At 48.4% G+C, this 21,546-nt stretch carries 18 protein-coding genes; 16 read left to right on the forward strand and 2 right to left on the reverse strand.

Translation table 11 applies throughout. The features are described from left to right. The first annotated feature begins 13 nt into the window (after positions 1-13). The 12 genes from AC0YNZ_RS13290 to AC0YNZ_RS13345 all read left to right on the forward strand — a co-directional run bounded on the left by AC0YNZ_RS13290 (position 14) and on the right by AC0YNZ_RS13345 (position 13,489). Positions 14-619, forward strand: coding sequence for a TIGR01440 family protein (locus tag AC0YNZ_RS13290; RefSeq protein WP_110770194.1), 606 nt, complete (start codon positions 14-16; stop codon positions 617-619). 75 nt (positions 620-694) lie between these two features. Beyond that, positions 695-1,942, forward strand: a complete 1,248-nt coding sequence (locus AC0YNZ_RS13295; RefSeq protein ID WP_475827053.1) for a serine hydroxymethyltransferase — start codon at positions 695-697, stop codon at positions 1,940-1,942. 761 nt (positions 1,943-2,703) lie between these two features. Continuing rightward, positions 2,704-4,362, forward strand: a complete 1,659-nt coding sequence (locus AC0YNZ_RS13300) for a peptide ABC transporter substrate-binding protein (protein ID WP_475827054.1) — start codon at positions 2,704-2,706, stop codon at positions 4,360-4,362. 132 nt (positions 4,363-4,494) lie between these two features. After that, the gene (locus AC0YNZ_RS13305; RefSeq protein WP_475827055.1) at positions 4,495-5,430 is read left to right on the forward strand and encodes an ABC transporter permease; all 936 of its coding nucleotides are present in this window, start codon (positions 4,495-4,497) and stop codon (positions 5,428-5,430) included. Continuing rightward, entirely contained in the window at positions 5,427-6,350 is a 924-nt protein-coding gene (locus AC0YNZ_RS13310) for an ABC transporter permease (protein WP_475827056.1), read from the forward strand. Before AC0YNZ_RS13305 ends, AC0YNZ_RS13310 begins: the two co-directional genes overlap by 4 nt. Positions 6,351-6,363: 13 nt before the next feature. Continuing rightward, entirely contained in the window at positions 6,364-7,362 is a 999-nt protein-coding gene (locus AC0YNZ_RS13315) for an ABC transporter ATP-binding protein (RefSeq protein WP_475827057.1), read from the forward strand. Further along, positions 7,359-8,321, forward strand: coding sequence for an ABC transporter ATP-binding protein (locus AC0YNZ_RS13320; protein ID WP_475827058.1), 963 nt, complete (start codon positions 7,359-7,361; stop codon positions 8,319-8,321). Before AC0YNZ_RS13315 ends, AC0YNZ_RS13320 begins: the two co-directional genes overlap by 4 nt. Positions 8,322-8,801: 480 nt before the next feature. Then, positions 8,802-9,338, forward strand: a complete 537-nt coding sequence (locus AC0YNZ_RS13325) for a MarR family winged helix-turn-helix transcriptional regulator (protein ID WP_475827059.1) — start codon at positions 8,802-8,804, stop codon at positions 9,336-9,338. A 59-nt stretch (positions 9,339-9,397) separates the two neighbouring features. Then, positions 9,398-10,834: an aryl-sulfate sulfotransferase gene (locus tag AC0YNZ_RS13330; RefSeq protein ID WP_475827060.1), complete on the forward strand. Its 1,437-nt coding sequence runs from the start codon at positions 9,398-9,400 to the stop codon at positions 10,832-10,834. Between the two features lie 65 nt (positions 10,835-10,899). Then, positions 10,900-11,907: an ABC transporter substrate-binding protein gene (locus AC0YNZ_RS13335; RefSeq protein WP_475827061.1), complete on the forward strand. Its 1,008-nt coding sequence runs from the start codon at positions 10,900-10,902 to the stop codon at positions 11,905-11,907. Between the two features lie 12 nt (positions 11,908-11,919). Then, on the forward strand, positions 11,920-12,696 hold the full coding sequence (locus AC0YNZ_RS13340; RefSeq protein ID WP_475827062.1) for an ABC transporter ATP-binding protein: 777 nt from the start codon (positions 11,920-11,922) through the stop codon (positions 12,694-12,696). 16 nt (positions 12,697-12,712) lie between these two features. Further along, positions 12,713-13,489, forward strand: a complete 777-nt coding sequence (locus AC0YNZ_RS13345) for an ABC transporter permease (RefSeq protein ID WP_475827063.1) — start codon at positions 12,713-12,715, stop codon at positions 13,487-13,489. 140 nt (positions 13,490-13,629) lie between these two features. On the opposite strand, the gene AC0YNZ_RS13350 is transcribed toward AC0YNZ_RS13345, so the two are convergent. Next, positions 13,630-17,820, reverse strand: a complete 4,191-nt coding sequence (locus tag AC0YNZ_RS13350; RefSeq protein WP_475827064.1) for a sulfite reductase subunit alpha — start codon at positions 17,818-17,820, stop codon at positions 13,630-13,632. A gap of 285 nt (positions 17,821-18,105) precedes the next feature. Here AC0YNZ_RS13350 and AC0YNZ_RS13355 point away from each other — a divergent pair, with 285 nt between their 5' ends. Together AC0YNZ_RS13355 and AC0YNZ_RS13360 are read left to right on the forward strand one after the other, a co-directional pair. Next, the gene (locus tag AC0YNZ_RS13355; RefSeq protein WP_475827065.1) at positions 18,106-18,345 is read left to right on the forward strand and encodes a MarR family transcriptional regulator; all 240 of its coding nucleotides are present in this window, start codon (positions 18,106-18,108) and stop codon (positions 18,343-18,345) included. 12 nt (positions 18,346-18,357) lie between these two features. Beyond that, positions 18,358-18,537 carry a hypothetical protein gene (locus AC0YNZ_RS13360; RefSeq protein ID WP_475827066.1) on the forward strand — a complete coding sequence of 60 codons (180 nt, stop codon included), beginning with the start codon at positions 18,358-18,360 and terminating at the stop codon, positions 18,535-18,537. A gap of 269 nt (positions 18,538-18,806) precedes the next feature. On the opposite strand, the gene AC0YNZ_RS13365 is transcribed toward AC0YNZ_RS13360, so the two are convergent. Further along, entirely contained in the window at positions 18,807-19,754 is a 948-nt protein-coding gene (locus AC0YNZ_RS13365; RefSeq protein WP_475827067.1) for a substrate-binding domain-containing protein, read from the reverse strand. A 181-nt stretch (positions 19,755-19,935) separates the two neighbouring features. Between AC0YNZ_RS13365 and modA the strand changes: the two genes are divergently transcribed. Then, positions 19,936-20,781: a molybdate ABC transporter substrate-binding protein gene (modA, locus tag AC0YNZ_RS13370; protein ID WP_475827068.1), complete on the forward strand. Its 846-nt coding sequence runs from the start codon at positions 19,936-19,938 to the stop codon at positions 20,779-20,781. Then, positions 20,778-21,452: a molybdate ABC transporter permease subunit gene (modB, locus tag AC0YNZ_RS13375; RefSeq protein WP_475827069.1), complete on the forward strand. Its 675-nt coding sequence runs from the start codon at positions 20,778-20,780 to the stop codon at positions 21,450-21,452. The genes modA and modB overlap by 4 nt, the downstream gene beginning before the upstream one ends. Positions 21,453-21,546: the final 94 nt, after the last annotated feature.

Below are 21,546 nucleotides of genomic sequence, written 5' to 3' on the forward strand. Positions count from 1 at the left end.
GGGGGGCATCGCAATGAGCGAAAACGACAACGTAAAGCCGGGAGTCATTGCCGGGCAGGTGGAGACGATTGTTCGAGAGCTGGTCTCAGCAGGCGGGCTTGTTATGGGTCAACTGCTTGTCATCGGTGTAAGTACTAGTGAGGTGCTCGGGCGTCGCATCGGTACGGCGGGGACGATCGAGACGGCTGCGCAGATTTACGAAGGCGTGGAGGCTGTGCGTAGCGAAGTCGGCTTTATTCCGGTTTATCAATGCTGCGAACATTTGAATCGAGCGCTCGTTATCGAACGGGCTGCTGCCGAGCGTTACGGGCTGGACATCGTAGGTGCGGTTCCTGTTCCGAAAGCGGGCGGGTCGATGGCGGCTTATGCCTATCGTCAGCTGGAGAAGCCTTGTTTGGCAGAAGCTGTGCAAGCGCACGCCGGCATCGATATCGGCGATACGTTTATCGGCATGCATTTGAAGCGGGTAGCTGTTCCGGTTCGTCCGTCAATCCGCAGTATCGGCGAGGCTCACGTCACGATGGCCGTTACAAGACCAAAGCTCATAGGCGGTTCCCGTGCGGTGTACGAGCTGGAAACGAATATAACGGCTGAGCAATCTGCCGGAGCGTGCGAGTAGTTGAGCCATGTGCTGTAATCATTTGATTAGCCTATTTTAAATACAAGCTTTCTAAACTTAAGGAGGAATTTTGAGATGGAAAATTTACGCAAACAAGATCCGGAAGTGTTAAATGCGCTAGGCCTTGAGCTTGGCCGTCAACGCGACAACATTGAGCTTATCGCATCGGAGAACATCGTTAGCGAAGCGGTATTGGAAGCTATGGGAAGCGTGCTTACGAACAAATATGCAGAAGGCTACCCGAGCAAACGTTTCTACGGCGGCTGCGAGCATGTGGATATCGTTGAGGATATCGCCCGTAACCGTGCGAAAGAGCTATTCGGCGCTGAGCATGCAAACGTGCAGCCTCACTCCGGCGCGCAAGCGAACATGGCTGTTTACCTTGCGGCTTTGCAGCCTGGCGACACGGTTCTTGGTATGAACCTGGCGCATGGCGGCCACTTGACGCACGGCAGCCCGGTTAACGCATCCGGTTTGCTTTACAATTTCGTTGCTTACGGCGTGCAAGAGGATTCCTTCACAATCGACTATGAAGAAGTTCGCAAGCTTGCGTTCAAACACCGTCCTCGTTTGATCGTAGCAGGCGCAAGCGCGTACCCGCGCACGATCGATTTCGAAAAGCTTGGCAAAATTGCCAATGACGTAGGCGCTTTGTTTATGGTTGATATGGCTCACATCGCTGGTTTGGTAGCTGCGGGCTTGCACCCGAGCCCGGTACCGCATGCGCATTTCGTAACGACAACAACGCACAAAACGCTTCGCGGTCCTCGCGGCGGTATGATCCTTTGTCGTCAGCCTTGGGCGGCGGCAATCGATAAAGCGGTATTCCCAGGCTCGCAAGGCGGACCTTTGATGCATATTATTGCTGCAAAAGCAGTAGCTTTCGGCGAAGCGCTTAAACCGGAATTTAAGCAATATGCGGCACAAGTCGTCCAAAACGCGAAAGTTCTTTCCGAAGAGCTTATTGCAAAAGGCTTCAATATCGTATCAGGCGGTACAGACAACCACTTGATGCTGCTCGACACACGCAACCTGAACATTACTGGCAAAGTGGCAGAGCATGTGCTTGATGAAGTTGGTATTACAGTTAACAAAAACGCGATTCCATTCGATCCAACAAGCCCGTTCGTAACATCCGGCATTCGTATCGGTACGCCGGCAGCGACAGCTCGCGGCATGGACGAAAAAGCGATGAAGGTTATTGCTGAGGTTATCGCGCTAGTGCTTAACAGCCCGCAAGATCAAGAAGTGCTTGCGAAAGCTCGCGGTATGGTTCGCGATCTTACTGCGCAATACCCGCTTTACCCGGGCATGACTTACTAATCAATTCTTTCCTTAAAAAGACCTATTCGGCGCTTTAGTGCCGGATAGGTCTTTTTTGCTTTATGCCCCATGCATAAAGCAAATAGCGGTATAAAATAATAGTTCGAGAAGGATGATAAAGAAACGGTTTCGGCTGTCGGCACGGCAATTTTTCGGTGAATAAGTTGTAAAATTTATCTATTCATTTCATTTATTGAAATATCTCTTTGTTCTTCAATAATGGTAAAACGGCAATTATTTTTTAATAAACATACGATTGTTTATAAATAATTATAATTATGTGATATAAGTCATAAAATATAACGGTAATAAAAATATTATTTAATTACTTTTTATATGAGACAGACAGGAAATGCGTTTAGTAATTATTTACATAATCCGATTAAAAACGTTGGAATAATATAATAAAAACTTAAATAAACGCTGTAAAGCATTAAAGTGACAAAATAATTACTCGACAAAACCCGTCAAAGTGCGTCGAATCCCGTTAAATTGCTAAAAATTATACGATTTAAGTAATATAAAACAAAAATTTACATCATCTATTTTGTTGATAAATACTTAACATGGATGTATAGTGAAAATCATTAGTAAATTTCAATCTCTATGTTTGAATGAGCGGGATGCTTAACTATTGCTCAAGAGGATACATGCATTTGCATCGGACAAGCCGGCTACATGATGCAAACGTTTGTACATAACGCGAGTGAGGCGGACGATTCTGACCACATTTGAACAAAGTAGAGAAAAGGAGGATTTCAATGAGATCAACAAAGTTTGCATTATCATTTATTGCTGCTTTACTCATTTTTGCTATAGTCGCAGCAGGTTGTACGCCGAAAGAAGAAATAAGCAACAACGGCGGTGCATCCGGCGAGTCATCCGAAACGAAAGTATTCCGCATGAATCTTCATTCTGAGCCTTCGACTCTTGATCCTGCACTTATGGAAGACAACGTTTCAGGTACGATTGCAACAGGGATTTACGAGGGTTTGACCCGTAAAGACGAGAATGGCCAGAGCGTTGCGGCCGCTGCAGAGAAATGGGATATATCCGAAGACGGAAAAACCTATACGTTCACAATCCGCAAGGATGCGAAATGGAGTAACGGAGACCCTGTTACAGCTAATGATTTCGAATTCTCCTGGAAACGCGCGCTCGATCCTGCTACAGGCTCGACCTATGCGTACCAATTCTACTACATCGTTGGAGCACAAGATTACAACGAGGGAAAAGCAGCGAATGCGGACGGCGTTGGCATTAAAGCGCTCGATGCGCAAACGCTTGAAGTTAAGCTGAACTCGCCAACTCCTTATTTCTTGAGCCTGACTTCTTTCTATACCTATTACCCGACGCATCCATCGGTGAAGAGCAATGATGCATGGGCAGCTGATGCGGCAACCATTATCGGTAATGGTCCTTTCAAAATAAGCGAATGGCAGCATAATACATCTATCAAGCTGGTCCCTAACGAAAATTACTACGATAAGGACCGAGTGAAGTTTGCTGGTGTGAACTTTACGATGATCGCTGATTCTGCAACGGAGCTTGCGAATTATGAGACGGACGAGCTTGATTACACAGGTAAACCGACAGGCGAAATTCCGGCTGAACAAATTCCGGTGTTGAAGGAATCGAAGAAGGGCGAGATCGTGACAAAAGGCATTGCCAGCTCATACTATTACATGTTTAACACAGAGGAAGTTCCTTTCAACAACGTAAAAGTCCGTAAAGCGCTAGCAATGTCGATTGACCGCCAATCGATCGTTGAGAATGTGACAATGGCCGGCGAGGTTCCTTCCTTCGGATTTGTCCCGCCGGGCATTATTGGCGAGAAAGAGGATTACCGTACGGAAGTGAAGGATGATTACTTCACAGAAAATGTAGACGAAGCGAAGAAGCTGCTTGCTGAAGGTCTATCTGAGTTGAAATTGGATAAATTCCCTAAAGTTACGCTGACTTTCAATACGAGCGACGGCCACAAGAAAATTGCTGAAGCAATCGTTGAAATGTGGCGCCAAAATCTTGGTATCGAGGTAGGCATCGAGAATCAGGAGTTTGCCGTTTTATTGAAAAACCGTACGGCGATGAACTATCAAATTCAGCGTACAGGCTGGGGCGCAGACTATAACGATCCAATGACTTACATGGATATGTTTGTTTCAGGCGGCGGTCAAAACAGCACTGGCTTTGCATCGCCTGAATACGATGCTTTGATCAAGAAAGCTTACACGAGCGGAGATCAGAAAGAGCGCATTGCGGCTATGTCCGAAGCGGAGAAAATTCTGATGGAAAACATGCCGATCATGCCGATCTACTACTACAGCAACGTTTACATGCTGAAACCCGGATTTAAAAATATTTTCTTGGACTACAAAGGCGATATCGATTACACAAGAGGTTATTACGAAGCTCAATAGCCGTCCTTCCAGCGCCTGAAGTTAGGGATATATGCGGGTGTCCGCATATATCCCTTTCTTATTGGCGGATTCAGTGTTCAAGCCGTTCACTATTTCTTCTAGTCCATATTTTGTAAGGAGGTGTCCATTGCGTTGATCAAATATGTATCCAAGAAGTTTCTGTCCATGTTCGCTTCGTTGTTTGTGCTTGCGTCAGCTACCTTCTTTCTCATGAAAATCATTCCGGGCGATCCCTTTGTAAGGGAGAAAGCTATTCCAGAGAAGATTAGAGAGCATCTCTTTGCGATGTACGGCCTTGATCAGCCGTTATGGAAGCAGTATCTGATGTATTTGAACAATTTGCTTCACGGTGACCTCGGCATGTCGATGAAGCAGCAATATATGTCCGTCACCCGGATTATTAAAGACAGCTTTATATATTCTGCACAAATCGGACTTTTTGCCGTCATTTTGTCACTGGCAGTTGGTCTTATTCTAGGTATCGTTGCCGCGCTGAATCACCGTAAATGGCTGGATAGCGTAACGATTATTATTGCAGTGCTTGGGGTATCCATACCCAATTTTCTTGCGGCATCTATTTTACAGTACGTTTTAGGGAGCAAATTGCGTTTGCTTAGTGTATCGGGTCTTAACGACCCCACTGATTTCATTATGCCCGTACTTGCGCTCTCCTTCCTTCCGGCCGCATTCATTGCGCGTCTGACCCGCTCAACGATGCTGGAGGTGCTGTCTGCTGACTATATTAAGACAGCCCGCGCTAAAGGTCTGAGCGGCCGCATCATACTGGTGCGTCATGCTCTGCGCAATGCTGTTTTGCCGGTTGTCACTTATATCGGTCCGATGACTGCGAATATTATTACCGGATCCGTCGTTGTCGAGCAAATTTTCGGTATTGGCGGAATTGGGAAATATTTTGTGCAAAGTATTACTAACCGCGACTACACGCTCATCATGGGGCTTACTTTATTTTATGGCGTTATTCTGATGGCAGCGCGGTTTATGACTGATGTTGCTTACGGCTTTGTCGATCCGCGTATCAAGCTGACTAAAGGAGGAGGGAGGGGATGAAGGATAATGCCTTAACGCAAGGTCAATTCGCCAAGCTGAGCAAAGACGAGAAGCGCACCGATGTGGTTGTTCGTGAGAGCATATCGGCATGGAAAGATGCCTGGCTGCGGCTGCGTTCGAACAAAATAGCGATGATCAGCTTAGTTGTTTTGCTAATCGTCTCCCTTATGGCTATTTTCGGCCCTATCATATCCGAGCAAGACTTTCAGACGAATCACCTGAAGGAGAAAAATTTAAATCCTTCCGCTACGTACTGGTTCGGGACGGATGATCTTGGACGGGATCTCTTCACCCGCACTTGGATGGGGGCGGGAATTTCGCTGCAGGTTGGGTTATATGCTGCGCTTGCCGATTTGGTTCTCGGTGTTATTATTGGCGGAATTATGGGTTATTTCGGGGGACGAGTTGATGAAATACTGAACCGTTTTTGCGAAATTTTATACTCGATTCCCAGCATGCTCATTATTATTCTTTTAATCGTTATTTTGGAGCCGAGCATGTTCACGATTGTGCTTGCGCTTAGTATAACCGGATGGATCAGTATGGCTTGGATTGTGCGGGGCCAAATCATGCAGCTCAAAAATCAGGAGTATGTCATGGCTGCCCAGGCGCTCGGCGCCGGTACAGGCCGGATTCTGTTCCGGCATCTGATTCCGAATGCGATGGGTCCGATTATCGTGACGCTGACCCTTACTGTTCCGAGCGCGATCTTTGCGGAAGCGTTCCTGAGCTTCCTGGGTCTTGGCGTGCAATCCCCGGCGGCATCTTTAGGTACGATGATTAATGATGCGATTAAGGCTTGGACGCTTTATCCGTGGAGAATGATTTTCCCGGCGGCGGTCATCAGTGTTACGATGCTTTGCTTTAATATTTTTGGCGATGGTCTGAGAGATGCGCTTGATCCGAAAATGAAGAAGTAGGAGGTGGACAAGGATGGAGAAGTTGCTTGAAGTAAATAACCTTCGTGTGAATTTTAAAGTTCGCGGCGGTGTCGTTAAAGCGGTTCGCGGCGTTAACTTTCACGTTAACAAAGGAGAGGCGGTAGCTATCGTTGGGGAATCGGGCTGCGGCAAGAGCGTAACCGCGCAATCGCTTATGCGTTTGATTCCATCGCCTCCGGCGGAGACCAGCGGATCGATTATGTTTAAAGACAAAGAAATTTTGAAGCTGTCCAATCATCAGATGGAAGACATCCGCGGCAAGGAAATGGGGATGATCTTTCAAGACCCGATGACCTCGCTTAATCCTACGCTCACGATCGGCCGGCAAATTACGGAAGGGCTGATTAAGCATCAAGGAATCAGCGGTGCGAAGGCGACCGAACGGGCCGTTGAGATGCTTGATTTAGTAGGTATTCCGAACGCCGCGTCACGGGTTGACCAATACCCGCATCAGTTTTCCGGAGGCATGCGGCAGCGGGCCATGATCGCTATTGCGCTTGCGTGCAATCCGTCACTGCTCATTGCGGATGAGCCGACCACGGCGCTCGACGTAACGATTCAGGCGCAAATTATGCGGGTTATGAAGGATTTACAGCAAAAGCTTGGCACTTCTATTATTCTTATTACGCATGATTTAGGCGTTGTAGCAGATATGTGCGATCGTGTTATCGTGATGTATGCCGGTAAAGTTGTGGAAACGGGGACGAAATGGGAGATTTTCAAAAATCCAAAGCATCCTTATACGAGAGGGCTGCTGCGTTCGCTGCCGCGCCTCGACCAGAAGAAGGACGAGCCGCTGGTGCCGATTTACGGGATGCCGCCGGATTTAATTAAACCGCCGGCAGGCTGCAGCTTTTGCGCCCGTTGTGATGAAGCGATGAAGGTTTGCGTGGACAATGATCCTGAATTGCTCCCGGTAGACGGCAATGAATCGCATGCATCGGCATGCTGGCTCGCGCATCCTTATGCAAAACGGGAGGTGTCGGTATGAGTGCTCCATTAATTGAAATTCAGCATCTGCGCAAATTTTTTAATTTGGGCGGAGGAGCGACGCTCCAGGCTGTTAATGATATAACCTTCTCCATTCAAAAAGGGGAAACCGTCGGTGTGGTCGGCGAATCCGGCTGCGGCAAATCGACCGCCGGACGTACCATTATGCGGCTCTACGAGCCGACTGGCGGAGGCGTCACATTTGACGGGCAAGATATTTACAAGTTGAAGGGCTCCAAGCTGAAGGCGATGCGCCGGGATATGCAGATGATTTTCCAGGATCCTTACGCATCGTTAAACCCGCGCATGACGGTTATGGATATCATCGGAGAAGCGCTTGATATTCATAAGCTGGTAGGAAGCAAGAAGGAGCGTAAGCACAGAGTTGAACATTTGCTCGATGTTGTCGGCTTGAATCCCGATCATGCCACGCGGTATCCGCATGAGTTTTCCGGCGGTCAGCGGCAGCGTATCGGTATTGCGCGCGCGCTTGCGGTAGACCCGCGCTTTATTATCGCGGATGAGCCGATATCGGCGCTCGATGTATCGATTCAAGCGCAGGTCGTGAATCTTATGCAGGATTTGCAGCGCAAAATGGGTCTGACTTACTTGTTCATTGCTCATGATTTGTCGATGGTCAAGCATATAAGCGACCGCGTAGCCGTGATGTATCTTGGGAAAATCGTAGAGCTTGCGGAGAGCGGCGAGCTGTATGACAGACCTGCTCACCCCTATACGAGGGCGCTGCTTTCGGCTATTCCGATTCCCGATCCGGAAATAGAAGCGAGCCGTGAGCGTATCGTATTGACCGGCGATTTGCCTAGTCCGATTAATCCGCCTGCGGGCTGCCAATTCCACACGCGTTGTCCGATTGCGACAAACATGTGCAGGGTGGATGAGCCGGCGCTGCTTGAGGTGAGGAAAGGGCATTTTGCCGCTTGTCACTATGCGTCTGTATAAGCTAAGTGGAAAAGGTGGAGCAGTGACATTCCTGCTCCACCTTTTCTTTATCATTGTGAAGCTAATTGTGGACAAGTGGAATTTATTCGAACGTTTAACTTACCGATTTAAGAAATTAAAAAACTAATTTATTGTGGATTGTGTATAAGTCTGTTGATAAATTGTGTGTAATTGTGGATAACTAAAGGCTATAGCTGTGAATAGATTTTTTATTACGAACAGGAATCCATAATTAGCGGGAAAAAGTTCACTCCTATTTATGTTAGTGATCGTTAAATGAAACTTAAATTGATTTCAATCCCTACTTGACTGATGTGAATTTAGGGTTTAATATTAGCTCCATAACAAATCTATGAACATTCATTATCTTAGCATTAAACAATTAGGTTAGCCGATTGGACCACCAAAGGCTCCTGCTCTCTTTTCGTAATGAAAAGACGGTAGGGGCCTTTTTGTCGAAAAGGAGAAAAAAGTTAATTTATGGAAAATAAGGATTGGACATTGCTGGAGGAAGCTGACTGGCTGTTCCGCAAGATGGTTCGAAGGTTCGTGAAGGAAAGAGACAAGATTTCAGTTGAAGGCATTTCGCTGCCGGGTCTTCTAATATTGAATATCATCCTGAAGGAAGGCGAGCAGCGTCTGGGTGATTTGGCAGAGCAGCTGGACTTTACATCGGGAGCGGTGACTGCATTATGCGACAAATTAGAGGAGGGCGGCTTCGCGGTGCGAAAGCGCAGTACACAAGACCGCAGGGCGATCGTGTTGGATATTACCGATAAGGGCAGAGAGATGCTTGATCGTAACCGCGATGTCGGTATACGCAGCATTGAAACGTTGTTCTATGGCTTTTCCTCAGAGGAGCTATTGAACCAGATTAGCCACTACAGCCAAATTATCGATAACCTAGACGGCTTCTCGGACTCGATGCTTTCGCTCGTGAAACAGAATGCGGAGAAGATTGAGCGTGAGCGGCAAGAAGGGCAGAAACGTCGGCCGGATCGTTTTATTAGTTATTAATACGAAAAGCGTAAACGGATTAAAGTTTTAACCAAACCTAACTAAAAGGAGCAATTATTATGGGTCATCCAACGATTTATCCAACAGGAACAACGGTATATAACCGGGAGAAGGCATGGAGCGGTTATACGATTTATCAGGCGGCGGACTTAGGAGCGCTGCTGATTGATATGAATGGACGTGAGGTTCATTTATGGAAGGGGCTGCGGGGCTTTCCGAACAAAATGCTGCCAGGAGGCTATGTGCTGGGGAGTACGGCTGAGAGGGATCCGAAATATGGTTTCCAGGATGAGGTTAATCTCGTTCAGGTCGATTGGGATGGCAATATTGTCTGGAAATTTGATCAGTATGAATTTATTGAGGATCCGGGGCATCCCGCGCAGTGGATGGCGAGAGCGCACCATGATTACCAGCGCGAAGGCAATCCTGTAGGCTACTATGTACCAGGTCAGGAGCCGAAGGTTGATTCCGGCAACACGATTATTCTTGCCCATAAGAACGTGAAGCGGCCAAACATTTCCGAAATCGAGCTTCTCGACGACACCATTATCGAAGTGGATTGGGAAGGCAAAGTCATTTGGGAATGGACGTGCAGCGATCACTTTGAGGAGCTTGGTTTTGACGAGGACGCGAGGCAGACGCTGTCAAACGATCCGAATACGAGGTTCTTTGGAAACAACGCCGGTGATTGGATGCATATCAACTCTGCTTCCGTGCTGGGACCAAACAAATTTTACGATAAAGGCGACGAGCGCTTCCATCCGGAAAACATCATTTGGGATGCTAGAGAGACGAATATTATCGCGATCATCGACAAGAAGACGGGAAAAATTGTATGGCAGCTTGGACCCGATTATTCGACGCCGGAAACGAAGCATTTGGGCTGGATCATTGGTCAGCATCATGCTCACCTCATCCCGCAGGGATTGCCCGGTGAAGGCAATATTCTCATATTCGATAATGGAGGCTGGGCCGGCTATGGCAGGCCGAATCCGTCTTCTGCTGACGGCGTGAAGAACGCGCTTCGCGATCATTCTCGTATTTTGGAAATTAATCCGGTAACACTTGAGATTGAATGGCAGTATACGCCAACGGAAGCCGGCTTCCAGGCGCCGCTTGACTCCTACCGATTCTACAGCCCCTATATCAGCTCAGCTCAGCGCTTACCGAACGGCAACACGCTAATTACGGAGGGTGCGGACGGTCGGGTATTTGAAGTAACTCGCGAGCATGAGCTGGTATGGGAATATATTTCACCTTACAAAAACAAGCGAAATTCAAACATGGTCTATCGCGCTTACCGCTTGCCATACGAATGGGTGCCGCAACTGGAGAAGCCAATTGAACAGGAAATCGCCGCCATTGATGTAGCTGATTATCGTTTGCCTGGCGCTGCCGGCAGAGGAACGGAATCCGTAGCCTTGGTAGCAGGCACTGAAACGTTTGGGGAAGGCGCTCTTTGCGTAGCTAGAAGCGATGAAGCTGATCAGAAATAACAGGATAGAGAGTATGGACTAAAGCGGTGAAGCCAAGAAGGGTTCCCTAATGGAGGAGAAGACGTATGAGAAAAAATAGCTTTAAGCGATGGGGCATTATTTCCGGATTAGTCTTAGCGGTGCTGGGCGTGGTGCTGGCAGGCTGCGGAGCGGACAACAAAACATCCGATACATTGAAGCTCCGCATAGCGGATATTACATCGAATCCCGTATTTAGGGTGGCGGCTAGCAAAGGCATATTCGAAAAACATGGCATAGAAGCTGAGTTGATTACGTTCGCTACGCCGGCTGAAGGCATTAATTCATTGTTTATCAATCAGGTCGACGTAGCTTATGGAGCGGATTTTCCTCTCCTTAACGCGGTAAGCAAGGGCGAGTATTCAATTATTTCCTCTACGGGCATGGCATCGGATGCTAATGCGAAAGAATGGAAGCTTTTCGTTAGAAACGATATTCAGAAGGCAGAGGATTTGAAGGGCAAAAAGCTTAGCTTCTCCCGGGGTACATTTATTCCTTATTTATGGGATGTCTATTTGGCTGAGAATGGCATCGCTTTAAAGGATGTTGAACTAATCGGTCAAGGCGGCTTTGACGAAGCTTATGTCGCTTTGAAAAAAGGCGAGGTTGACGGCGTATGGATTTACGGTGCGGTATTGAATGATAAGTTCTCGGCACTAGAGGAGGCTCATGAGCTGACGGATATGTCGCAGACGCCGGTTCGGCTTGGTACGGGCCTCATTGCTCCGGATGAGCTGATCTCCAAAAACGAGGATGGTTTTGTAGCTTTCTTGAAGGCTTTGGACGAAGCAACGCTCTATGCACAAGAGCATCCTGATGAAACGGCCGATCTATTGTATAAGGAAGTGAAGCAGCCGCGTGAAGCGACGCTGAAAGATTTGCCGAACAATCCATGGCGCATAGGTTTTACGCAGAAAGCTTATGACGGTTTAGTTGGACAAAAGAAATACATGGTCGACAACAAAATTATCGAGAAGGATTTCGAGTTGAACGACAAATTGAATCTGGAGCTTGTTCGCAAGGCGTTCCCGGAACGTGTTATCGAGCTTAAGTAGGGAGGTATACTAATGGCAGTCGCATCGAGCAAAAATGCTATCTACATTGAAAATCTTAACAAGAGTTACTCGCAGCAAACGGCCGGCGAGCTTCATTACATTATTAAGGATGTCGATTTAGTCGTCAAAGGAGGAGAGTTTTTCGTCCTGCTTGGACCAAGCGGCTGCGGCAAATCGACACTGCTTAATATGATAGCTGGGTTCGTATCGAAATCATCAGGCAATCTGCGAGTCGGCGAAGAAGAAGTTGAACGTCCCGGGCAGGATCGTGCGGTTGTCTTCCAGCAGGCGGACTCCTCCTTATTTCCATGGCTTACGGTTAGGGAGAATGTTGAATTCGGCCTGCGGATGAAGCGGATTCCAGTGACGGAACGCAACGCGATTTCCGATAAGTACATTGGTATGGTAGGGCTAAATGGACATGAGAAAAAATTTCCCCGTGAGCTATCTGGTGGAATGAAGCAAAGGGTACAGCTGGCGCGCGTACTGTCGAACGACGCTGCTATTTTGCTAATGGATGAGCCATTCGGCGCGCTCGACGCGATGACTAGGCGGACGATGCAGCGTGAGCTTGCCGGCATCTGGCGCAATACCGATAAAACGGTGATCTTCGTCACTCATGATATTCAGGAAGCTCTCCTACTTGGACAGAGAATCGGCATTATGTCGGCGGGCCCGTCGTCCCAAATAACGGATATTTACGAGGTTCCGCTCTGTTACCCGCGAGATATTGCCAAGCCGGAATTTAATGCGCTTTATGAAAGTATTCAGTCACATTTTGACGAATAGAAAGGGGGGGAGGCAGATGAGTCTGCTAAAGAAAAAATGGGTGCTGCTGCTGTTGATATGGGCAGCGGGCCTTACGATTTGGCAATTGCTTTCTAACGTGTACGGTCCGGAAATTTTACCGGGACCCGTCTATACCGCTAAGGGCGGGGCAGAGCTGCTGGAGGACGGCTCGCTTATCAAATATATCGGAATCAGCTCCTATCGGGTTTTGATGGGCTGGACGCTGGGAAGCATTCTCGCTATTCCGGTCGGCATGATTATTGGTAAGGTGAGCATCGTTCGTACATTTGCAGAGCCCTTCCTTAATTTTATCCGTTTCATCCCGCCGATTGCTTTCATTACCTTATTTCTTGTATGGTTCGGGATCGGGGAAACGTCAAAAATAGCCTTGATTATGTACGCCACCTTCTTCATAGTTGTGCTTAATACACTGACAGGCGTGTTATCAGTAGAGGAGGATAAAATTCGCTCTGCGCGCAGTATGGGAGCATCGGAATGGCAAATTGTCATTCATGTCATCGTTCCTGCGACAGTGCCTTTTATGTTCACTGGCGTACGGCTTGCCATGGGTACTTCTTATATGGCGATCATTGGCGCAGAAATGATTGCATCAAACGAAGGCATTGGTTATCTAATCTGGAATTCGCGATTGTTCTTTCGGACCGACTGGATCTTCGTAGGTCTTATTTCCCTTGGCTTGATGGGTTTTCTTACGGATCGGGCAGTCGGGTTGCTGGGTCGCAAGCTGTTATTTCGCTACGGCGTTGTTAGCACAACTTCTCTCAAAAGATAATGATGCATGAAAGCCATTGGGTGGACCAAGAGGTCTATTGCCTGAATGTTGGCGAAGGAACGGGTATCAATGGAAATGAGAAGCAGGCCTTGTTGGGCGTGCTTCCCATTATTTCTAAAAATGGCCTGATGGATATTGTATTAATATACATCGCGTGCATATCGCTTGGATTGCAGCATCTCATTCACATACGCTTTGGCTTCGTCGGCGCTCATGCCGCCGTGCTCCTGGATGATCTTCTTTAAGGTGGAGTCAACCTCTTTTGCCATTCTGCTAGCATCCCCGCAAATAAAGAAGTAGGCGCCTTCCTTGAGCCACTCCCACATTTCCGCTCCATGTTCCAGCATGCGGGTCTGGACATAAATTTTTTGTTTCTGGTCCCGGGAAAAGGCGGTATCCAACCGTTGGAGGAAGCCTTCTTTTTGCATAGCCTCCAGCTCGTCTTTGAAGTAAAAATCATATTCGGCCCGTTGCTCGCCAAAGATAAGCCAATTTTTCCCTTTCGCCCCCATAGCCTGGCGATCTTGAAGGAAGCCGCGGAATGGTCCTACGCCAGTGCCGGGACCGACCATAATCATCGGCGTATCCGGATCTGCCGGCGGGCGGAAGTGTGCGGATTTTTGGACAAATATTGGTATTTCCGTATCGGGCTTCACCTGATCGGCGAGAAACGCGGAACAGACGCCCTTCCTGGATTGGCCGTTATGTGAATACCGTACGGTCGAGACGGTGATGTGAACCTCTTCCGGATTTGCTTTGGGACTGGATGAAATAGAATACAGCCGCGGCTGTAACGGTTTGAGTATTTTGACGAAATCCTCAGCGCTGACCGTCAGCGGGAATTCATGCAGAAGATCGGCAAGCTGGCGCCCCCAGAGCCATTTTTTTAGCTGCGATTCATTTTCTTTTTTCAACAGATTTTCGAGTACCTCGCTGTTTGAGCGCTCTTTAAAGAACAGTAGAACCGGCGGTGTTATACGGGCAATCTCTAAGTGCCGGAGCAATGCTTCGGCGAGTGTCATCTCTCCGCGGTCTTTTATGGTTACGGGCGCTGACGGATTTAGCTTGGCTGCCGTCAAAATCTCTTCGACGAGATCCGGGCAGTTGGTCGGCCATACACCCAGAGCATCTCCGGCTTCATATTCAAGTCCGCTGTCTTTGAGATCGAACATATGATGGCGCGTCTCCTTCTCGGAGTTCTCATGGCTGAGCAGCCGGCTGGAATTGACTCGCGTGAGGAGCGGCTGCTCGCGGGTATATTCCTTTTTTACCGCAGTCTCGGCTGCGGCTGCCGTTTCTGCTGTTTGGCTTGCTGCAGTCAATGCTTGATCAATGGTGTTGATCCACGCATCAACCTGCTCTTGGAAGTCAGTATCGCAATCGACGCGGTCTATTAACCGCTGCGCGCCAAGCTGCTCCAGCCTGGCGTCAACCTTACGTCCGAATCCGCAAAAAAGATCGTAATTGGAGTCGCCGAACGCAAGTACAGAATAGTGAAGATTGGGCAAACGCGGCGCGCTGTCCGCTTCGAGGGCCTGCCAGAAGCTTTCGCCGTTATCCGGCGGGTCGCCTGCTCCGAATGTGCTGGCTACGACTAAGACAAAACGGTCCGCCGACAGATCGGCTGCAGAATATGCGTTCATACTGGCAAGCCGGACGTCATATCCGGAGTCCTGCAATTTCTTCATACAATCGCTGGCTGCGCCTTCCGCGTTTCCGGTTTGCGAAGCCCAAATGATGGTCACGGCTTGCTTGCTCTCTTTCTCCGGCTCTGCGGAGGCTGCAATAGACACCTCCGATTCAGTTGTCGCAGCCGGCAGTGCTTGCGCAGGCCTGAAGCCTGCGTCGGGAAGATACGTACGGGAGAACAAACCGGCCAGCACCCCGTCCAGCCAGAAACGTTTGACAGGCTCGAGCGGCGCTGTAGGAGGCAGGACTGGAATGCCGGGAGTCGTTCGCGATTCCTCGGTGCGAAGACTGGTTATGAAGCCGGCGAGATAAATTTTTTCGTGAGTTTCCAGTGTCATCGCGGATGATGGCTGAATGCCTAGCATATTTGCGAGCGTATCGATTTGTGCCATATACACTTCCTCCTTTTGGTGGGCAAATGTTTCGTTTGTATGAGAAGCGGATTGGATCCCTTCGCCTTGCGGCGCGGACGTTTCCGCATTGGATGTCTCTGCAGCACGGACTAGCGAAACCGCGCAATATTTAAATTCGGGCTGAAACGATATCGGATCAATCGCATCGTTGGTAACGGCATTGATTGCCAGGTTTTTGCCGAACACATCATTCCAATGAAAGGGGGCAAAGCAGTTTCCGGGTCTGACCCTGTCTGTTACGACTGCCGGCAGAATAGCCAGGCCGCGTCTCGAACGGATTTCAATTTGGTCTTGGTCGGCTATGCCCATCACCTGTGCGTCTTCGGGGTGAATTTCAATAAAGGGACCCGGGTTTAGTTTGTTCAGCTTCGGAATCTTTCCGGTCTTGGTCATGGTATGCCATTGATGCTGCAAACGGCCGGTGTTCAACACAAAAGGAAATTCTTTGTCCGGCATTTCCGCAGGCGGTAAATACGGGCGGGCAAGAAAGATGCCCTTACCGCTTTCAGTAGGGAATGCGATACGCGGGCGGCTGCCGTCTTCGTTCTCCTTCAGCTTCTGATTGACCCCGTCGTTCAAATAGCGGATTGGATTCCGGTCACCCGTGCTCTCCGGAGCGCAGGGCCATTGCATGGGCGTCTCGCGAAGCCGTTCGTAGGAAGCGCCGCGGATGTTGTAGCCGGTCTTCGGATTAGCCGCCAGTTGGATTTCGCGATAGACATCTTCGGAAGAGTTGTAGGTAAAAGCGTCAGCGAAGCCCATTTCGCAGGCGATTCGCGCGATAATTTGCCAATCGGGCAGCGCTTCTCCGGGCGGTTCGACCGCTTTCTGCATCAATGTCAGATTCCGTTCCGAATTGATCATAACGCCCTCAGCCTCTGACCATAAAGCGCCTGGAAGCATAATATCCGCATAATGATTGGTTATCGTATCGAAGAACGCATCCTGTGTAATGACTAATTCGGCTGCTTGCAAGCCTGCGATAACGTTTTTACGATTGGGAACGGTGGCAACCGGGTTGGTGCAAATGATCCAGCACGCTTTGATCTTCCCGGCCTGCATATCTTGGAACATGGATACGGTGCCCGTACCCACTTCGGTTCTGAGTGTGCCTCGCGGTACGTTCCACATGTCTTCCATGAAATGGCGTTCGGCTTCAACGAGTACGGAGCGCTGGCCTGGCAGGCCGGGTCCCATGTAGCCCATCTCCCGGCCTCCCATCGCATTCGGCTGGCCTGTTAGTGAGAAAGGGCCGCTGCCGGGGTGGCATATTTTCCCTGTAGCCAGATGCAGGTTGCAGATCGCATTGGTGTGCCAGGTGCCGTGCGTGCTCTGGTTGAGACCCATCGTCCAGCAGCTCATCCATTCGGGCGATTCGCCGATCCATTGTGCCGCTTTCCGGATATCCGCTTCGGGGATACCGGTTATTTCGGCTACCTTATCCGGTGGATACTCTTCGAGGAAGTCAGGCATGTTTTCCCAGCCGGCCGTGAATTCGGCGATGAAGCCGGGATCGGTATGGCCGTTTTTGACAAGCAGATGCAAGAGACCGTTAAGGAGCGCGAGATCTGTACCGGGATTGATTTGCATGTAGAGAGTTGCTTTATCCGCGGTAGCGTTGCGGCGCGGATCGACGACAATCAGTTTGGCTCCTGCTTTTACCCGGTCCATGGCCCGTAGGAAGAGGATCGGATGACAGTCGGCCATATTGGCTCCGATGACGAAGAATAAGTCGGTGCAATCCATATCCTTATAAGAACCGGGAGGGCCGTCCGCTCCGAGCGACAGCTTGTAGCCGCTGCCGGCGCTCGCCATGCACAAGCGTGAATTGGATTCAATATTGTTGGTTTTAACGAAACCTTTGGACAGTTTGTTGATGAGATACTGCGCTTCCAGCGACATTTGGCCGGATACATAGAAGGAGAGGGAGTCGGGACCGTATTGATCAAGAATTGCGCGAAGCCGTCTTGCGGTATCGCTGATTGCTTCATCCATTTTGATTTGTACTGGTGAGTCATTTCGGGTTGGACGTTTATATGCGTATTCCATCCGCCCTGATTCGGCTATTGCTTCCGAACAGGAATTGCCTTTGGTGCACAGCCTTCCGAAATTGGTGGGGTGCTCTTTATCGCCTGTTACTTTCACAACACGGTTGCCGGACACTTCGAGCACAATTCCGCAGCCGACACCGCAATAAGGGCAGACGCTTTTCACTTTTTTGTTTGACATGATGGTTCACCCACACTAACGTGCATAGCACTAAGAATTTTGTTGATCCAAATCTAAATATAACTAGTTATGTTCATTTATGCTCAATATATATCGTACTACGATGGAAGTCAATACAATATGTTATGTTATCTAACATTAAAATGATGGAATTGCATTTTCATGGACAATGTGTGAGAAATGATGACGCATTCATAGTTTGCGCATGTGTTGTCGTTGGAATTGTGCCCTGTTAGCGGATGCTGTACACTGGAGGTATTCTGTTTATAGTAAGGAGCTGGAGGTATGCGTGAGGGGCCGTTGTCTAAAAATGTGTACGAACAGCTTGCTCTATTCCGATATCGGATCCGCAAATTCATCCGGTTCAGTGAGGAAGCGGCGAGAGAAAAAGGACTTACTCCTCAATACCACCAGCTTATGCTGTCTATTATGGGGTTCCCGGATCGGGAGTATGCGACGCCGAAAGAGCTCGCTGAACGTCTGCAAATTACACGTCATGCTTGCGTGGAACTTATTAAGCGCTGAGAAGAGCTGGGGTTGGTACAGCGATTCCCGAATCCGGAGGACGGGCGCAGTATTTTCATACGCCTTACCGAATATGGATATGGAATTTTGGAGGATTTATCGGGCATACATATGGATGAATTATCGAGAGCGGGCTTGCTGGAATTTCAAAATGACGGTATCGTACGGAATAACGGGGAAAACGGAGAATGAAAAATACGTGCTGTATAGGGGCTGCTTCAATTGTGAAGCGGCTTTTTTTGTGTTTAATCATGAGGTGCAGATTCATTTCCAGGTTTTTGTGTCAGGGAAAGTAACATGAACGTATTGACTTTATCGTAGAACGATATATATTAAAGTATAAATGATTATAAATAGATATAATTAGTTACTGGGGGTGGTCGAGGGGCTGGAACGGTACAATTTCGATTCAACCCCGTTATGCAAGTATGGTTGGTCTTAAACTGAACGGATTTGACCGTTTAGGTCTCGTACAAAATTTCGCCTGTACGAGAAAGATCATAACCGGCGATGGCTTGAAGCTCTTGTTTGAAATCCTTCGATTGCAGGATGAGCAATAACGCGTTAATCCACGATTGATTTTCGGCATTTTTGATCATAACAAGGTCATAGCGTTCTTGAATCAATGAGATGAACTCGATTTGATCGACAATTGAGGCAGTCTTCTCAATTCCAACGCCGACATCGGCCTCTCCAGAGGCCACCTTGGCTGCGACGGACAAGTGATTGGTCTGTATATGGTGATAACCGTTAAGCTGATCGGTCTTTATCCCGTGAAGGCGCAGCTGTTCATCGAGCAGGACGCGGGCGCCCGAGCCTTTCTCGCGATTGACAAGGCGTAAGCCTGGACGGCTTAAATCGGACCAGTTTTTAATGTTGTGCGGATTTCCTTTTGCAACATAGATTCCGGCATTTCTGGACAGGAGATTGACGACTAGATACGAGAAGCCGACCAGAAGCTTGCGGATATAAGGAAGGTTGTACTCTCCTGTGTCGCCGTCCAAAAGATGGGCGCTGACAATGTCCGATTCACCGTTGTACATGCTGATCAAGCTGTCGAGACTGCCTACATAGGAGCGCAGCGGTCTTAAGCCCGTCGTTTTTTTCTCCAAGTGTTTGGCTAATATGTCGAGACTCATATCCTGCCCGGTTAAGACAAGGTGGCGTGTGCTATGGCCAACCATGGAGGGTGGCGGGGATGTGTATGTTTGCGGTTCTTGCTGGACCTGAGTGTGGGTCCCTTTGCTTTTAAGTTTATAGGCTTCCAGATCAGAGGCGTCTACCCGCATTTGTTTGCCTACACGGTACGAGGTCAGCTCGCCTTTTTTGATCAAATCGTAGACTGTAAGTTTGGAAATCTTCAATAGTTTCGAAATTTCTTCTGCTGTATAAGATATTTCTTGAGACATCGTCTACCTCCTTGTGTAAGGGTTGCTCCAAAACAAACTCATTATCATGATATTGTAGCATAACTTAGGGAGTTAAGCGCTAGCGCAGGCTGGATTTCAGTTTACATTTCCTATGGAATATAAGTATAATTAACGCTGGATATATTAAAACGATACGAAATAGAGATTTGGAGGAAGTAGAATGTTAAGAATAATTAAAAGCAGTATGATGCTGTCTGTAATTGTAATATTGTCGCTTTTATTGGGTGCGTGCGGTTCAGGTTCGGGTTCGCAAACGGCAACCCCTACACAATCTCCGGCTGCGATTCAAGCGAGTGAGTCTCCAGCTGAAACAGTCGAGCTGACCATCTCGGCGGCTGCGAGTTTGACAGACGCATTGAATGAGATTAAGACGATATATGAAACGAAGCATACCGGCATTAAGCTGGTTTTTAACTTTGGCGCTTCGGGAGCGCTGCAGCAGCAAATCGAGCAGGGCGCCCCTGCGGATTTATTTTTGTCGGCATCGGCCAAAAATATGAAAGCTTTGGTTGATAAACAACTGATCGATTCCGCACAGCAGCATAATTTATTGTCAAATGAGCTGGTTGTCGTTGTGCCGTCGGACGGCAAAATGAGCTTTGGCAGCGAGCAGGATTTGAAAAAAGATGATGCGAAAAAAATCGCTATCGGTATCCCGGAGAGCGTTCCTGCCGGTAAGTATGCCCAAGAAGCGTTAACCAACGCTAATTTGTGGGATACACTGCAAGCTAAAATCGTGCAGGCCAAAGATGTAAGGCAGGTGCTGCAATTCACAGAGACAGGCAATGTGGACGCGGGGTTTGTGTACAAAACCGATGCAATAGCTTCTGATAAAGTGAAGGTCGCGTTCGCCGTAGATCCGAACAGCTATTCGCCGATTAATTATCCGGTAGGTATCGTGAAAGCAACCAAGCATGCTAAAGAAGCGGAAGAGCTGTATGATTTTCTTCAAACGAATGAAGCGTTAGACGTATTTGTGAAATACGGATTTAAAATTCCGAAATGATTTTATTAAGGATAGATTGGTCTGAATTATGGCCTCCTATAGGATTGTCGCTTCAAGTCACTTTTTTGGCGAGCGTGCTGACGGCTGCCATAGGGATTGCGGCAGCTTGGTGGATGTCGCGAAAAAAATTCAGAGGGAAGATCGTCCTTGAAACGATATTCATGCTGCCTATGGTGCTTCCGCCTACGGTTGTCGGTTTTTTGCTGTTGGTGATATTAGGCAGAAGGAGTGCGGTAGGCCGATTTTTTGAGTGGTTGTTGGCAGCGCCCATTATATTTTCGTGGTGGGCTGCGGTTATTGCTGCGATCGTTGTCGCTTTTCCGCTTGTTTACCAAGCGATGAAAGTCGGCTTCGACTCTGTAGACCGGGACCTGGAAGAAGCAGCAAGGTCGATTGGGGCAAGCGAGTGGCAGGTTTTCCGGTTCATCACCTTCCCTCTTGCATCGCGATCGGTACTGTCGGGCTATATTCTCGGATTTGCCCGCGGATTAGGTGAATTTGGAGCAACGCTTATGATTGCCGGGAATATTCCAGGAAGAACGCAGACGATTCCTACCGCTATCTACGTAGCAGTGGATTCAGGCAATTTGACTATGGCATGGGCATGGACGGTTTGTACAATCGTGATCTCCTTTTTTATGCTGCTGTTAACGGGCAGGTTAAAACGATGAGTATTTATTGATTTTTTATAAAATGCCATATGGATGGAATAGACACGGCCTTTGAGGCGCGTGTCTATTCCATGTTGCAGAAAGCTGCCCGCTA

The sequence above is a fragment of the Paenibacillus sp. J2L1-98 genome (genome assembly GCF_056269405.1).

Coding starts and splice junctions, on each gene's coding strand:
- AC0YNZ_RS13320 (WP_475827058.1), top strand. CDS start 7,359: ATGAGTGCTCCATTAATTGAAATTCAGCATCTGCGCAAATTTTTTAAT.
- AC0YNZ_RS13310 (WP_475827056.1), top strand. CDS start 5,427: ATGAAGGATAATGCCTTAACGCAAGGTCAATTCGCCAAGCTGAGCAAA.
- AC0YNZ_RS13295 (WP_475827053.1), top strand. CDS start 695: ATGGAAAATTTACGCAAACAAGATCCGGAAGTGTTAAATGCGCTAGGC.
- modB (WP_475827069.1), top strand. CDS start 20,778: ATGATTTTATTAAGGATAGATTGGTCTGAATTATGGCCTCCTATAGGA.
- AC0YNZ_RS13315 (WP_475827057.1), top strand. CDS start 6,364: ATGGAGAAGTTGCTTGAAGTAAATAACCTTCGTGTGAATTTTAAAGTT.
- AC0YNZ_RS13325 (WP_475827059.1), top strand. CDS start 8,802: ATGGAAAATAAGGATTGGACATTGCTGGAGGAAGCTGACTGGCTGTTC.
- AC0YNZ_RS13290 (WP_110770194.1), top strand. CDS start 14: ATGAGCGAAAACGACAACGTAAAGCCGGGAGTCATTGCCGGGCAGGTG.
- modA (WP_475827068.1), top strand. CDS start 19,936: ATGTTAAGAATAATTAAAAGCAGTATGATGCTGTCTGTAATTGTAATA.
- AC0YNZ_RS13330 (WP_475827060.1), top strand. CDS start 9,398: ATGGGTCATCCAACGATTTATCCAACAGGAACAACGGTATATAACCGG.
- AC0YNZ_RS13355 (WP_475827065.1), top strand. CDS start 18,106: ATGCGTGAGGGGCCGTTGTCTAAAAATGTGTACGAACAGCTTGCTCTA.
- AC0YNZ_RS13365 (WP_475827067.1), bottom strand. CDS start 19,754: ATGTCTCAAGAAATATCTTATACAGCAGAAGAAATTTCGAAACTATTG.
- AC0YNZ_RS13300 (WP_475827054.1), top strand. CDS start 2,704: ATGAGATCAACAAAGTTTGCATTATCATTTATTGCTGCTTTACTCATT.
- AC0YNZ_RS13345 (WP_475827063.1), top strand. CDS start 12,713: ATGAGTCTGCTAAAGAAAAAATGGGTGCTGCTGCTGTTGATATGGGCA.
- AC0YNZ_RS13340 (WP_475827062.1), top strand. CDS start 11,920: ATGGCAGTCGCATCGAGCAAAAATGCTATCTACATTGAAAATCTTAAC.
- AC0YNZ_RS13335 (WP_475827061.1), top strand. CDS start 10,900: ATGAGAAAAAATAGCTTTAAGCGATGGGGCATTATTTCCGGATTAGTC.
- AC0YNZ_RS13350 (WP_475827064.1), bottom strand. CDS start 17,820: ATGTCAAACAAAAAAGTGAAAAGCGTCTGCCCTTATTGCGGTGTCGGC.